Source organism: Streptococcus sp. HMSC064H09, from assembly GCF_001812625.1.
Classification (GTDB): domain Bacteria; phylum Bacillota; class Bacilli; order Lactobacillales; family Streptococcaceae; genus Streptococcus.
In genome coordinates this window covers 35726-50697 of sequence record NZ_KV809593.1, presented here as the reverse complement: position 1 = coordinate 50697, position 14972 = coordinate 35726, and the positions used below count along the sequence as shown (strand labels likewise).

Here is a 14972-nt window from a genome sequence, read left to right as displayed (position 1 = left end):
CTCTTAAGAAAAACTCCACTTCCCATTTCTTTGAATAATACCAGTTGCAGAATCTTTGGCTGACTCGTCATCTTCATCAATATCATCCCTATTAAGAACAATAACTGGAATCTCATCAGCCGGAAGAAAGGCTAGAACTTGGTTATTCGCATCCCTTACAGTAATTTCGAGTTTTAACTTAATATCGTTTAACCCTGCCAGTGAGCACTGGTAGTTTACTTTAACATCACCCTTGCCACTTGTTAAGTTGTCCATCGTATTATCATTGTAAATCCAAATATTACGATCAATATCTGTAAATGAGATAGCAATATAAGTAGGCACATCTTCTAGCAAAGTATACGTCAAATCAAATGAAATTGGTTCATTTGGTGTAGCCCTCTTAGAAGACAACAGTGATAGCTTCAGATTTTCCACAAGCGAACCACTTCTTTCAATTCCTGATTGTTCTGAAGTGATTACTTGTTCTGTATTGTCAAAACTATATTGATTGGCAACGTCTCTTGGCTCGCCTTTGGCTTTAATGTATCCATCCTCAATTAAAATAGCCTTGTTACAGTACTTCTTAACAGCCCCCATATCATGAGTTACAAGAATTGTTGTTTTCCCTGATTTCTTACGTTCCATAAAGTAGTCATTACACTTACGTTGGAAAGCCTCATCACCTACTGCAAGAACCTCGTCAAGGATAAGAACATCACCCTGTGCCTTGATAGCCACAGAGAAAGCCAAACGGACCTGCATACCAGACGAGTAGTTCTTGAGTTTTTGGTTCATGAAATCTTCAAGTTCTGCGAACTCAACAATCTCATCATACATGGCGTCCACTTCTGCTGTCGTAAAGCCAAGCATTGCTCCGTTCATATAAACATTCTCACGTCCAGTTAATTCAGGATTAAATCCGACACCAAGTTCAATAAATGAAACCATTTTACCATTTACTGTAACCGTCCCTTGTTCAGGAACATAAATTTGAGAAATAATCTTCAATAATGTCGACTTTCCTGAACCATTTCGTCCCACAATTCCGAAGAAATCACCTTCCTCAACTTCGAAGTCAATATCCTTCAAAACATGTTGTTCTTTATAGCCTTTGATTCCTTTAAATCTATTTACTAAGGCAGTTCTAAGACTTTGAGTAGACTCAACCGGTAATTTGAAAAACTTACTTACATGGTCCACTTTAACTGCAATTTTCTTTTCTGTCATTAGAGAATCTCCGCGAATTTTTTAGCTTGATGATGGAAAATGTAGTAACCAATAGCAAAGATAACAAGTGGTAGGAAATACGGAATAATAGCAATAGCTTTATGACCAATTAAATCCCAACCACGCAAGCTACCTGAGAAGACAATAAAGTGTCGCAAGTCCTGAATAATTTGTGCTAAAGGATTCAACATCATCAGTTTTGCAATCTTAACTTGTCCACGTTGCAAAATAAATGTCAACGAATAGATAATAGGTGTCGCATACATACCAGCTTGCATAACTACTTCCCAAATTGGACCAATATCACGGTACTTAACAAAGAGCGTTGCTAAGACAAAGGCAATACCGGCTGAGAAAAGGAAGAGTTCAGCAAACAATGGAATAACTGTCAACCAGCCTAATGAAAAATTAACACCGTTTACCAAGGCAAAAACAAAGACAACAAGGAGGTTAATCACATAGTTAATTGAAGCTCCAACAACTGATGAAATAACAATAATTTCTTTTGAAAAATTCAATTTTCGTAACAAGTCACCCCTTGATACAATTGACATCATCCCCATACTCGTCGCTTCTGAAAAGAAACTCCATGTAACCATACCGATTAAGAGACCAATGGCGTAATGTGGTGTGCCATCATCAAAACGTAAGAAGCGAACAAATACCAGGTACATAATTGTAAAGAGCATAAGTGGTTTCAAAATAGACCACAAATGACCGATTAAACTACCTTGATAGCGCAATTTGAAATCGGTTTTAACCATTTCTCGTAACAAAATACGATTTTTCTGACTAAAAAAGTCTAACATCTTTCTCTCCTCTATATGCAAACTTTGTAAGAATCAATGTCGTAAACACAATTGTGTGAAATGCTCTATTTTTTCGATAACCGTATTTTCGAATACGTGCTAAACGTTCTCTAAATGGAGCATCCATAATTGTTACAAAGTTTTCAATGATTTCCTTATTCTGTGAACTTAACGGGAGTTCCAGCAAATTTCTAGCTTGATCTTGGCTAGCTTTGATAAGACTCCAATATTTGGCAAAAAGGATATGGGGTCTAACCCAATTTTTCATCCGCTTTCGCAAAGTTCGAGCTCCAAGGACATTACTACTATGTTGACGATAGAGCTCAGTTGGCTCATCAATATAGACTAAGTTACCAAAGGCAGAAGCTAGCAAACCTAGATACCAGTCATGCATCAGTAAATCATGCTTTTCCTCACCAGTCCATAGTTCCGCTAAAGCATGGTTAATCATAGCAACGCCACCAGTAACTGTATTTTCAGTCAACTCTTGAATCAGCTCAGTATTCGCATGATCGGACTGGGTGCGGATCATACTATCATGAAGGACAGATAGATTTTCATCCACTACCTTTAAATCAGTATAAATGAGTAGAGGTTTATCCTGAGAATACTTTTTTGCTTCTGTCACTTGAAGTGAGATCTTTTCAGGAAGCCAAAAATCATCTTGGTCACTGAAACAATATAGGTCTGCCTTACTATACTTAAGAAGTGCGTGGAAACTTTTGATAACACCAACATTCTCAACATGATTCTCATTAATAAAGCGAATACGTGAGTCTCGTGTAGCCAGTTGTTTAATAAGTTCGACTGTTCCATCAGATGAACCATCGTCACGTATGAGAAGTTCCCACTCCTGATAGGTTTGCTCTTGGATACTCTTAACTTGTTCCGCTAAATACTGCTCACCATTGTAGGTTGACAGTAAGATATTTACTTTCATGATAAAAATAGCTCCTCGTACTGACCTACAATTTTTTTCCAAGTAAAGTTCTGTTTCATGTTCTCCTTAGCTAACTTACCTAGTTCAGAGTAATCTAAAACGTCATCTACTTGATCAATCAAATGCGACAGATTGCCTTCATCTTTTTCCCAATAACGAGCTGTATCTTGAGCTACTGACCGGTTAAATGAGACACCTAATACTAAATTCAAATCAGTTTGTGCCATAGCTTCCAGTAAGCCAGGGTTGGTTCCTCCAACTTCGTGACCATGAATATAGGCAAAAGCTTCTTTGCGAATATATTTTAATAGGTCTTGATCATAAACTGTTCCAACAAACTTCACACGTGGATCCGTATCAAACTGTGTTTTGGAACGCAATTCCTCAAAATAAGCATTGCCCTCATAATTACAAATAATAATTAAATCACGTTTTGTTGAGGAACTCATAAACTCACGAATAGCCGTTTCATAATTATTTTCTGGAACAAAACGTCCAAGAATCAAATAATAATTTTTCTCGTAAGTATTCCATGTCTTGTAAATATCTCTAACTTTAGCATCCTGATTTGTTAGTGTTGTCGGTGATAAATCTGTTCCATAAGCAATATAAGTTGTCTTAGACCACGGATAGGCATCTTGAATATAAGTTTCAATTCCTGGATTATCCGAGATAACCAAGTCAGCATGTCTTGTCATTACTTTCTCAGAATACTTTAGATAAGCTTGTACTGGCTTGGGCCACTTAGCTCGCTTCCACTCCAAACCATCTGGATTAATGTAGAATTTACCACCAATTCTATGAATCTTACCAGCAAAGGGAGCCACAAAGGCACCTATAGTATTTCCCAAAACATAGAAAATTGGTTCTTTTATATTTTCCTTACGGATTATCTTCAAAGCGTAATTAATAGCCATCATATCATAGGCAATAACGCGAGCAGGTCCTAATTGGGGGGCCTTAATCGTGAAACAATCTACACCTTTATATTCGAAATGCTCATAGGCCTTTTTATCAGAAAGGCAGGCAACATGGTATTTAATTTGGGATGAAACTTGGTTGGAGACTAATTGATCTACAAATGTCTCAAAACCACCGTATTTTGCTGGAAGTCCACGACTTCCGATGATGAATACGTGTTGCATAAATCCCCTTTCTAACAAGTCTATAATCTAATCAATTATACCATTTTACAAGGCTTTTGCCTAATACAAACAGAACAGCAGCCACAAAGGACTGCTGTGTTTTTATTTCACTTCCTGTTTGTAAAACTCTCTCAAAGCATCTTGCCATGTTGGGATTACAAACCCTGTTGCCTTAGCCTTAGCCAAACTCATTGTTGAGTTAAGTGGGCGTTTAGCTTTAGCTGGGAATTGGCTTGAATCAACAGGTTTCACTTCAACATCAGTATCTTTGAGGATTTCAACCGCAAAGTCATACCAAGTTGTATCTTCTGATGCATCATTTGACAAGTGATAGTAACCATATTCCTTACGGTTTTCAGCCAAATAAGTCATAAATTCTGCCAAAGTACGTGTCCAAGTTGGGCGGCCATGTTGGTCATTAACGACTGTAAGTGTTTTATGAGTCTTAGCAAGATTTTGCATAGTGAAGACAAAGTTCTTACCATAGTTACCGAATACCCATGCAGTACGGATAATGTAGTAGTTAGTCACATGTTTTTCAACTAGCTCTTCACCCATGCGTTTTGTACGACCATACTCTGTCTGTGGATCTGGTTTATCATCAACTTCCCACTCCTGACCGACTGGTTTTTCACCATCAAAAACGTAGTCCGTTGAAATATAAACCAGTGTTGCACCATGTTTTTCAGCAGCCTTAGCGACATTTTCAGTACCTGTCACGTTGATAGCATAGTCAAGCTCTTTACCTTCATCTTCAGCAGCATCAACAGCTGTGTAAGCAGCACAGTGATAAACCAAGGTTGGTTTTACTTCCGCAAAAACTTCATCTACTTTGGCAGCATCAGTGATATCCATTTCTGCCACATCTACTGCTACATATTCTTCGTTACGTTCGTCAAGAAGGTGACGAAGCTCAGTTCCGAGTTGACCATTTGCACCTGTTACTAGAATCATATTTTTCTCCTTGTAGTTTTCATTAATAGCTCTTTAATTTTAACAGAAAAAGGGTGAAATTTCACCCTTTTTCCTTAACAATATAAACCGGTCGTTTCTTGGTTTCTAGGAAAATCTTTGAGATGTAGTTCCCGATGATTCCCAAGGCTAAGAGTTGGATTCCTCCGATAAAGAGGATGATTGAGACGAGGCTTGCCCAACCTGCAACACTCCCACCTATAGTTAGTTTTCGGATAACGACAAAGACAATTCCAACCAAGGAGATTAAGAATGAGAAGGTTCCTGCCCATGTGGCAAGCTTCAACGGTACTTCGGAGAAGTTGATAAAGCCATCAAGTGAGTAACTCAATAGGCTCCAGAAAGACCATGAAGTCTCTCCCGCCACACGTTCACGATTTTCATAAGAGACGTAGGCCACATCAAAGCCGACCCAAGAAAAGAGCCCTTTTGAAAAGCGATTCACTTCCTTGAGCTCAAGGATGGCATCAACGACTTGACGAGTCATTAAGCGGAAATCACGCGCCCCATCCACCATTTCAGTATCAGAAACTTTATTAATCAACCAATAAAAGGCCCTAGCAAAGAGTGAACGAATAGGTGGCTCACCCTTGCGGTCAGCACGTCGTGTCCCGACAACGTCGTAACCTTCTTGGATTTTGGCATACATCTCGATAAGAAGTTCAGGTGGATCCTGAAGATCGGCGTCCATAACTGTGACGTAGTCGCCTTCAGCTGATTCAAGGCCTGCAAGTAAGCCTGCTTCCTTCCCGAAATTACGAGAGAAAGAGAGATAGTGAACATTTTCAAATTGTTTTGAAACCTGTCTCAAAACCTCTAAGGTGCGATCTTTTGAACCGTCATTGACAAAATAATAGTTGAAAGTCAACTGATTGGCCATTTGTCGTTCAACTGCCTGACAAGCCTCTAAAAAAGGATGGATGGTCTCTTCCTCGTTATAACAAGGTACAACGATAGCCAGTGTTTTCATAAGCCTTCTCCTAACGAATACCTAGAGCGATACGGGCATAACGGCTCATTTTTTCGATAGTCCATGCTGGTGTCCAGACCAACTTGACCTCAGTCTTAGTGACTTCAGGCACTTCTTTCATAGCGTCATAGATTTGGTCTGTCAAAAGGTCTGCCAAAGGGCATCCCATAGTCGTCAAAGTCATATCGATTTCAGTATAGCCGTCTTGTTGGAAACGGATATCGTAGATAAGGCCTAGGTTGACAATATCAATCCCCAACTCTGGGTCAATGACCATTTCTAAGGCTTCCAAGATACGGTCTTTGATTTTTTCAATTTCTGCTTCAGTGTATTTTACTTCAGACATAGCTTTTCCTCCAAAATCAGGGCCTAATAATCAGGCCCCTTCCATTTACTATCTTAGTCTTCAATAAAGTCTTTAAGTTGTTTACTACGACTTGGGTGGCGCAATTTACGAAGGGCTTTAGCCTCAATCTGACGAATACGTTCACGAGTAACGTTGAAGACTTTACCAACATCTTCCAAAGTACGCATCTTCCCATCATCAAGACCGAAACGAAGACGAAGAACGTTTTCTTCACGGTCTGTAAGGGTATCAAGCACTTCATCCAATTGTTCACGAAGAACGACACGAGTTGTGTAATCTACTGGATTTTCGATAACTTCATCCTCGATAAAGTCACCCAAATGGCTATCATCTTCTTCACCGATAGGTGTTTCAAGAGAAACTGGCTCTTGAGCAATCTTAAGGATTTCACGAACCTTATCTGGAGTCATATCCATACGTTCAGCGATTTGCTCAGGCGTTGGATCTTGTCCCAACTCTTGCAAGAGGTTACGTTGTTCACGGACCAATTTATTGATAGTTTCAACCATGTGAACTGGGATACGGATGGTACGTGCTTGGTCTGCGATGGCACGAGTGATTGCTTGACGAATCCACCATGTCGCATAAGTTGAGAATTTGAAACCTTTAGAGTAGTCAAATTTATCAACGGCTTTCATAAGTCCCATGTTACCTTCTTGAATCAAGTCCAAGAACTGCATGCCACGTCCCACATAACGTTTTGCGATTGAGACTACCAAACGAAGGTTGGCTTCTGCCAAACGTTGTTTAGCTTCCAAGTCACCATTTTCAACAGCGATAGCCAATTCTTTTTCCTCTTCGTTACTCAAGAGAGGCACTACCCCAATCTCTTTGAGGTACATACGAACAGGGTCATTGACCTTAGCTGAATTTGAACCAAGAAGCTCCTCGTCTGTCAACTCTTCTGGTTTTGGGGCTTCAACAACATATTTAGATGAAGGATTCCCATCCTTATCAGTGATAGAGATACCACCGTCTGTCAAACGTTCCAAAAGGTCATCAATCCCATCAGCATCAAGAACAAATGGAATAACAAGTTTTTCTGTGACTTCATCATCAATTGCTGTACCAGCTTTTTTGTGGTTACGAATGAAATCAGCGACTTGAACGTTAAATGCTGTATTTTGTTTTTTCTTTGCCATGTGTTACTCCATATCTCGTTTTTGGGCGATGAGCATCTGCAGGGCTTCCACCGCTGCATCCACATCACCGTGGTTACTTGATTCTCTTATTTGTTTACTTTGCTTACGAAAGTCCTGTTCCCTCAGAAAATGATTTCTACGCTCTTCGATAGCCTGAACTTCTTCAAGACTAGTTTCAGGTGGTAAAATCTCCTCTAAAACCTGATAATAGGCTGTTTGCACCTCTTGAGAAAGTAGAGACAAAGCTACGGTATCAATCTGACCATCTTGTTTCAGAATATGATAAAGCTCCTCTAACTCAGGTGTTTGGAAGAAAAACTCCTCTCTCATGCGATAGTCATTCAAAATCATCGGATGATTAAGCATACGATGGAAGAGTTGATTTTCCGCTCGACGAAGACCTGTGATCTTAGGTGTAGAAGGTAGTTTGACCGTCCCTCTGAATCCTGACGCTGAAGACTCATAAGCACTATTACTAGCAGCCGATAATTGAGCCGTCTGCTGATTCCTCATGGTCAACCGTTCATTATTGACCGCTTGCTCGACTTGGAAAAAATCAAAGTCAGGCAAAAGGTCGGCCACCTTAGAAATGTAGGAATTTTGTGCCGTCACAGAAGGTGACTTGGCAATAATCTTAGCAATCTGCTCAACATAAGCAATCTCCGCTTGAAGATTGTCCACATTAGCAGGTTTTAGTTGTCCTATCCAAAATTCCACATCTGAAATGCGGGACTCGACCAAGAGTTTCCCCAGAGCCTCTTCGGATGTTTTCTGTAGATATTCATCAGGGTCCATATTGTCTGGAATTTTAACAATATCCACTTGGAAATCCGATAAAAGCTCAAGAGACTTGGCAATCGCATTTTGCCCAGCCTTATCACCATCATAGGTCAGAACAATTTTCTTGGTGAGTTTACGCAGACGATTGACATGTTCAGGAGTCAATGCCGTCCCCATAGAAGCCACAGCATTAACATGCCCAGCCCTATAGGCAGCAATGACATCCATGAATCCCTCCATCAGATAGACCTCATGAGTCTTCTGAATCACTGGCTTAGCCTGATCGAGGTGGTAGAGTTCATAAGATTTATTGAAAATGCGGGTAGCCCTTGTATTTTTGTACTTGGCTTGTCCTTTTTCAATATCTTCCTTAGTCCAAACACGCCCTGAAAAACCGATAGTCTTTCCAAACTCATTCTTAAGCGGAAACATGATTCGATTTTTAAAAGTATCGAAAAGACGATTACTTTCAGAAAGATTAAAAAGACCTGATTCTGTCAGTACCTCTTCGTCATATTTTTTTGATACAGACTGATAGAGATAATCTGGTTCGTCAGGGGCTAGACCAATCTGGAAGGTCTTAAGTAAATCGTCAGTCATACCACGCTCATAGAGGTAGGCACGCGCTGCTTCTCCTATCTTGGTCGTCATCAGGACTGCGTGATAAAACTTAAGCGCATCCTCATGAAGATCATAGAAAGCTTGGTTAGGAGAATTCTGTTGCTGAGCCTGTCTTGGTGCGTCTATCGTAACTGCAATACCTAAGCGGTCTGCCAGAACCTTGACACTTTCTTGGAAAGAAATCTGACGGTATTCCTCTAAAAATTTAAAGACATCCCCAGACTTTCCGCAACCAAAACAATGGTAAAACTGTCTGTCCTCAATAACGTTAAATGAGGGGGTTTTCTCCTTATGGAAGGGGCAGAGACCCAGGTAATTGCGACCTGCACGATTAAGACTGACAACTTCGCCAATTACGTCGACGATGTTGGTACTGCTCTTAATATCTTCTATTAAAGCTTTATCAATCACCATCTAATCGCCCCCTATCTTACCATAATTGCATTACCCCTAATTATAACACGATGAAAAATGAAAGTAAAATAAAATTGATTTTTCATGAGCAAATACCTTGTCAAGATTTACAAAATCGGATAAACTATTAAAAGTAAATAAAAGAAAGGATTCATTGTCAAAATGATTAAAGAACTTAAAGACTTTTTGTTCAAGGGTAACGTCCTTGATCTTGCTGTAGCCGTTGTTATGGGGGCTGCTTTCAACGCTATCATCACTTCACTTGTAAGTGATATCATCACTCCACTTATCCTTAACCCAGTTGTTAAGGCTGCTAACGTTGAAAACCTCTCTAAATTGTCATGGAACGGTATCGCATACGGTAGCTTCTTGAGCGCAGTTATCAACTTCATCATCGTTGGTACTACTCTCTTCTTCGTTGTTAAAGCTGCTAGCAAAGCAACTGCTCTTAGCAAAAAAGAAGCTGAGGATGCTGCTGAAGCAGCAGGTCCATCACAAGAAGAATTGCTTACTGAAATCCGCGATCTTCTTGCAAACAAATAATTTTTATTTGTTCAACTAAAGACATATGAAACTCAAGACGTCTGAAATCTCAGACGTCTTATTATTTTGTACCTCAGGACTACTAACTGACTTATTTATTCGATGAAAAGAAAAAAACTTGAGTCTTCTCAAGTTTTTTTCTGTTAATTTCATTCTTAATTAGAATTTTTTACGTTTGCGAGCTGCCTCTGATTTACGTTTACGTTTTACAGAAGGTTTTTCGTAATGTTCACGTTTACGAGCCTCTTGAAGAGTACCAGCTTTAGTCACAGAACGTTTGAAACGACGAAGAGCGTCGTCAAGTGATTCGTTTTTACGTACTACTGTTTTTGACATTGAATTCACCTCCTCAAGATAATGTAACATTTTACACGTTCTATTCAAGTATACAAGACTCGCCTTTTTCTGTCAAGAAATATATTTAAGTTTAGGAATTTTTGCTATTACAGTTGACTTCTAAGTCTACTAAAACTATCCAAGTTTTTTCCTATACAAAAACTAGAGGAGGCATCTCCCCTAGCTACTGATTTATTCAACTGCTGTGTATTTAGAAGCATCCTTGATGTACTCGTCGTAAGTACCATCTGCTTTCAATTTCTTGACGACTTTGTTGACTACTTCTTTCAATCTTTCGTTGCCTTTAGCCATAGCGACTGCTTTTGCATCGCCATCATCAACTTTGAGGGCAACGCTTGCCAAAGCCAAATCTGAATTTTGTGCCACGTAACCTTCTGCTACTGGTTTTTCAAGGTCAACAGCATCAACTTGGCCAGATTTCACCTCGTTAATCGCCTCACCCATTGCTGTAAGTGATACGACTGTTGAATCTTTCAATTGTTTCTTAGCAAGGCCTTCTTCAATGGTACCTTTTTGAACTGCTACTTTCTTACCTTTGAAAGCATCAAGACTTGAGTAAGTAGACTCTTGATCTTTGCGAACGATGATAGCATTTTGTGTTTCGTAGTAAGGATATGAGAAATCAAAGGTTTTCTTACGTTCGTCTGTTACTGAGATACCTGAAATAGCAAGATCAGCCTTACCTGATTGAAGGCTAGAAAGGACATTGTCAAAGCTCATTGTTGTAACTTCAAGCTTAACACCGAGTTCATCAGCGATAGCTTGTGCCAACTTGATATCTGAACCAACTACTTGGTCTTTACCATCTACCAAAGTTTTGAACTCAAATGGTGCATAGTCTGGGCTGACAGCCACGACAAGTTTTTTATTTTCTTTAATGGATAAGTAAGCATCCTTTTTTTGACCCACAAGCTACTAAAGTCACAGTAGCAAGGAGAGCCATAGCCCCAAGGAAAAGTTTTTTCATTTTCATAAGAAACTCCTGTATAAATATAATTTTTGCTCGTTTATTTTACTTAAAATTAGTGGTATTGTCAACATTTATTAAGAAATTGCGACAATTTTTCTAAGCCCTTTTGAAGAACTTCCTTGTCACAGCAATAACCGATGCGGACATGAGACTCCTTGTCAAAACGGTTACCTGGAACCACAAGAACACCATAGTCCTGAAGAAGCTCCAAAGCAAAATCTTCGATAGGACGATTCACATCTAGTTTGACGAAAGATGTGGAAACACTGGCAGGTCTAATCCATGACGCCTTAGGTTCCTTGGCAATCCATTCATCCATAAGAGCTAGATTTTCCTCTACAATCTGACGATTACGCTCTAGGATGGCTTCTTTATTTTCCAAGACAAGGGTAGCCACCATATCATCAAAGACACCCGCACAAATCATCGTGTAGTCACGGTAGTCACGCAGAATGTCCGCCACCTCTGTGTTAGAAGCAACCCAACCCACACGAATACCAGGAATGGAATAGGTCTTTGACAGACTATTGACGGCAATGCCCTTTTCATACAAATCTACAATAGAAGGCGTAGGCTGGTCAAAACTGCGATAGACCTCATCTGAGAAGATATAGGCGTCTACTTCTTTAGCGATAGCCACTAGCTCCTCGAGGTAAGCAGCGTCCATAAGGGCACCGGTAGGATTGTTGGCGTTGTTAATACAGATCATTTTGGTATTAGGACGAATGAGACGGCGGAGTTGGTCCAAATCAGGCAACCACCCCTTGTCCTCTTCAACCTCCCAGAGATCCACGTCTGCTCCTAGCGACTTAGGAATGTCATAGAGCTGTTGATAAGTTGGATACATGGAGATGACATGGTCCTCAGGCTCAATAAGCGCATAAAGGGCTAGCATCGTCGCTCCTGTAGCCCCATTGGTTTGGAGGATATTATCAACCGGCATGTTCTTGTATAAGCTAGCCACTTGAGTCTTAAACTCTGGTGACCCTTCAATCCAGCCGTAATCCATCTTTTTCTTTAGTAGTTGGGCAAAAAAGGCGTCTTTATCAAGGCCTGACAGGTCAAATAATTCTTCCATTGTGAGGGCCTTAATTGAAACTCCTGCGATATCATATATGGCAGATTTTTCATGGACATTAAGCCATTCTTCAACACCAAAACGTGGTAGCTTCATAGTTTCTCCTTGCTTTTCTTAAGCACTCTATACGATGTCATTTGTCTATTTTGACAGACTTACCTACTTTGATAATAACTGTTTTTAACAGAGAATTCAATAAAAAATGGGGTATTGCCCCATTTTAGATTTAAGAATTATTGGAGACTCCTCTTAGGTGAACAAAGCCATCACCAAACGAAACTTTTCACTGTTGATGAAAGCACCTGAATTTTACTCTTTTCAGGTGCTCGGGAGTTTTAAATTTACTTACTTTGTTTGTAGGTTGATGCTTCTTTCAACCATTGGTCAAATTTCCCAGAGTCCTTAGTCTCTTTGATGACGGCATTGATTTCTTTAAGCAAGTCATCCGAACCTTTACGTGTTGCGACGGCATAAGCATCTGTGCCATCTGACTTGAGATTAAAGTTGGCAAGGGTTAAATCGTCATTTTGAGCGATATAACCTTCTGCAATGGCCTTCTCAAGTACAACTGCTTGAAGCTGCCCTGATTTGAGTTCGTTAATCATTTCACCATTTGAAGCCAGTGATACCACACTTGCCTTAGGGATTTGTTTCTTAGCAACGGTTTCTTGAACAGACCCTTTTTGCGTACCGACCGTTTGTTTTGCGAGACTATCAGTGCTTGTGTAGTCATTTACCTTGTCTTTTTTGACAATCACTACATTTTCTGACGTATAGTAGCTGTCTGAAAAATCATAAACCTTCTTACGTTCGTCTGTCACCGAAATCCCTGCAATGGCGATATCGGCTTTACCACTTTGTACGTTAGCAAGAACATTATCAAAAGACATTACTGAAAATTCAACCTTTACACCGAGTTTTTCACCGATAGCTTTGGCCAACTCGATGTCTGCTCCAACTAGCGTATCTTTGCCGTTAACCAACGATTTGAACTCAAAAGGTGCAAATTCAGATTCTGTTGCCACAACAATTTTCTTCTTTTCCTTAATCGTTTTGGGACTTACTCCCTGACTTCCGCTACAAGCAACTAGAAAGCACGTGACGACTAGAGCTGTAAGGATAAAACAAAATTTCTTCATATAATAACCCCTTATTTAGTAGAACTCTTAAGAGAGAGAGCATAGGCATCTTGAACATAGCTGTCAATCTTACCTTCTTTTTTGAGTTTAGCGATAACCTTATTAACCTTTGCTTTTAGCTTATTGCTTCCTTTAGGCATTGCGACGGCATAGGCATCTTTTGAATCTGACTTGAGCGTAATGTCTGACACAGCTAGATCACTGTTTTGATCTACATAACCTTGTGCAATGGCTTTTTCAAGAACTACTCCTTCAACTTGACCAGATTTCAATTCATTGATAGCTTCACCAGGTTGTGCCAAGGATACCACATTAGCATCTGACAAGTTTGCTTTGGCAATATTTTCTTGAATAGAACCTTTTTGAACGGCCACAGATTTTTTAGCAAAATCACCGGTTTGTTTGTAAGTTCCTGTCGCATCTTTTTTGACAACAAGAACCGTTTCAGACTCATAGTAAGTATCCGAGAAGTCGAAAATTTTCTGACGTTCTTTAGTGGCTGAGATACCAGAAATGGCAATATCTGCCTTACCAGATTGGACGCTGGCTAGGACATTGTCAAAGGACATTTCAGAGAATTTGACTTTCACACCAAGCTCATCTGCAATGGCCTTGGCAATTTCGATGTCTGCTCCAACAATAGTATCCTTACCATCTTGGATTGTTTTAAACTCAAAAGGAGCAAAGTGGGGATTAAGAGCGACAGTCAAGGTCCCCTTATCTTTAACTTTATCTAAAGTGTTAGTCGATGAAGAACAAGCCGCTAAAGCTGTCAAAGCAAAGACACTAGCGAGTCCCAATAAAAGTTTTTTCCATGGTTTCATAATCAATCTCTTTTCTATATTTATTAACTATGTAAGTATAATAATGTATTATTATTCATTTGTCAATGGAAAACTAGACTTTTATTGATTATATTTTTTATTTTTATTAATTTTTTGCTAGTCAATCACTCGGAATTTCCTTTATTTTAAGCCATTATATGTATTTTTTTAATGATAAAAAACTATTCATTCGCTTGAATAAATAGTTCATTTTATTACCAAAATTCTCGGATAAAGTCATTTTCGAGTCGCTCCCGATAGAAAAGTTCTGAGAGATTGTCTTCTTCAAAGACACGTAGTAGATTGAGCATGTCATAAGCTAAATCCATATTAGCTACCTCCTCTCGAGCAACCCAACGAACTTCGCCTTCTTCTGTTGAATGGAGTTTTCCTTCAAAATCCGAAGTTCTATAAAGGAATACTAGATAACGCTCATCATCTGTCGTGTAAAAATGCTTCATACCAACTAATTTAGGGTTTTTGATGGTCAAGCCAGTTTCTTCTTTAACCTCACGGATAACTGATTCTACCAGACCTTCATGTGCTTCGATATGGCCACCAGGTAGGGCTGCTCCCGACCAGTAATAACGCTTTGGATTGCGGATTTGCATGACAATATTTCCACGGCCATCTTCGATGAGACACATATTAGTTAAAATAGTTGCTTGTGAACGTGACATATATTTCCTTTC

The 14972-nt window shown here is 39.5% G+C and carries 15 protein-coding genes and 1 pseudogene; 1 reads left to right on the top strand and 15 read right to left on the bottom strand.

Translation table 11 applies throughout. The annotated features are described in order from the left end of the window. Positions 1–3: 3 nt before the first annotated feature. The 9 genes from HMPREF2867_RS07435 to dnaG form a co-directional block, all read right to left on the bottom strand. Positions 4–1209: an ABC transporter ATP-binding protein gene (locus HMPREF2867_RS07435; RefSeq protein ID WP_002891458.1), complete on the bottom strand. Its 1206-nt coding sequence runs from the start codon at positions 1207–1209 to the stop codon at positions 4–6. Next, the gene (locus tag HMPREF2867_RS07430) at positions 1209–2018 is read right to left on the bottom strand and encodes an ABC transporter permease (RefSeq protein ID WP_014634840.1); all 810 of its coding nucleotides are present in this window, start codon (positions 2016–2018) and stop codon (positions 1209–1211) included. Before HMPREF2867_RS07430 ends, HMPREF2867_RS07435 begins: the two co-directional genes overlap by 1 nt. After that, on the bottom strand, positions 2002–2958 hold the full coding sequence (locus HMPREF2867_RS07425; protein WP_070576811.1) for a glycosyltransferase family 2 protein: 957 nt from the start codon (positions 2956–2958) through the stop codon (positions 2002–2004). Before HMPREF2867_RS07425 ends, HMPREF2867_RS07430 begins: the two co-directional genes overlap by 17 nt. After that, positions 2955–4103, bottom strand: coding sequence for a beta 1-4 rhamnosyltransferase Cps2T (gene cps2T / locus HMPREF2867_RS07420; protein WP_070576809.1), 1149 nt, complete (start codon positions 4101–4103; stop codon positions 2955–2957). The genes HMPREF2867_RS07425 and cps2T overlap by 4 nt, the downstream gene beginning before the upstream one ends. Before the next feature lie 102 nt (positions 4104–4205). Next, a complete protein-coding gene (gene rfbD / locus HMPREF2867_RS07415; protein ID WP_070576806.1) occupies positions 4206–5057 on the bottom strand; it encodes a dTDP-4-dehydrorhamnose reductase in 852 nt (283 codons plus the stop codon). Between the two features lie 61 nt (positions 5058–5118). Then, the gene (locus HMPREF2867_RS07410) at positions 5119–6045 is read right to left on the bottom strand and encodes a glycosyltransferase family 2 protein (RefSeq protein WP_070576803.1); all 927 of its coding nucleotides are present in this window, start codon (positions 6043–6045) and stop codon (positions 5119–5121) included. Between the two features lie 10 nt (positions 6046–6055). Beyond that, the gene (locus HMPREF2867_RS07405) at positions 6056–6391 is read right to left on the bottom strand and encodes a metal-sulfur cluster assembly factor (protein ID WP_002884757.1); all 336 of its coding nucleotides are present in this window, start codon (positions 6389–6391) and stop codon (positions 6056–6058) included. A 53-nt stretch (positions 6392–6444) separates the two neighbouring features. Then, positions 6445–7554, bottom strand: a complete 1110-nt coding sequence (gene rpoD / locus HMPREF2867_RS07400; protein ID WP_002884252.1) for an RNA polymerase sigma factor RpoD — start codon at positions 7552–7554, stop codon at positions 6445–6447. Between the two features lie 3 nt (positions 7555–7557). Next, positions 7558–9369 (bottom strand): DNA primase, encoded by a 1812-nt coding sequence (gene dnaG / locus HMPREF2867_RS07395; RefSeq protein WP_048790224.1) that lies wholly within the window; start codon positions 9367–9369, stop codon positions 7558–7560. 162 nt (positions 9370–9531) lie between these two features. Here dnaG and mscL point away from each other — a divergent pair, with 162 nt between their 5' ends. Continuing rightward, the gene (gene mscL / locus HMPREF2867_RS07390; RefSeq protein WP_014634846.1) at positions 9532–9912 is read left to right on the top strand and encodes a large conductance mechanosensitive channel protein MscL; all 381 of its coding nucleotides are present in this window, start codon (positions 9532–9534) and stop codon (positions 9910–9912) included. Positions 9913–10071: 159 nt separating this feature from the next. Here the strand turns inward: mscL and rpsU are convergent, their stop codons facing one another. From rpsU to HMPREF2867_RS07360, 6 genes and pseudogenes are all read right to left on the bottom strand, one after another. Continuing rightward, the gene (gene rpsU, locus HMPREF2867_RS07385; protein WP_002884573.1) at positions 10072–10248 is read right to left on the bottom strand and encodes a 30S ribosomal protein S21; all 177 of its coding nucleotides are present in this window, start codon (positions 10246–10248) and stop codon (positions 10072–10074) included. Between the two features lie 192 nt (positions 10249–10440). Continuing rightward, positions 10441–11236, bottom strand: a pseudogene (locus tag HMPREF2867_RS07380) (transporter substrate-binding domain-containing protein). 67 nt (positions 11237–11303) lie between these two features. Further along, positions 11304–12413, bottom strand: a complete 1110-nt coding sequence (locus HMPREF2867_RS07375) for an aminotransferase (RefSeq protein ID WP_014634848.1) — start codon at positions 12411–12413, stop codon at positions 11304–11306. 245 nt (positions 12414–12658) lie between these two features. Further along, positions 12659–13456 carry a transporter substrate-binding domain-containing protein gene (locus HMPREF2867_RS07370; RefSeq protein WP_070576800.1) on the bottom strand — a complete coding sequence of 266 codons (798 nt, stop codon included), beginning with the start codon at positions 13454–13456 and terminating at the stop codon, positions 12659–12661. An 11-nt stretch (positions 13457–13467) separates the two neighbouring features. Beyond that, positions 13468–14280 (bottom strand): transporter substrate-binding domain-containing protein, encoded by an 813-nt coding sequence (locus HMPREF2867_RS07365; RefSeq protein ID WP_070576797.1) that lies wholly within the window; start codon positions 14278–14280, stop codon positions 13468–13470. Between the two features lie 215 nt (positions 14281–14495). Beyond that, positions 14496–14960 (bottom strand): 8-oxo-dGTP diphosphatase, encoded by a 465-nt coding sequence (locus tag HMPREF2867_RS07360; RefSeq protein ID WP_070576794.1) that lies wholly within the window; start codon positions 14958–14960, stop codon positions 14496–14498. Between the last annotated feature and the right edge of the window lie 12 nt (positions 14961–14972).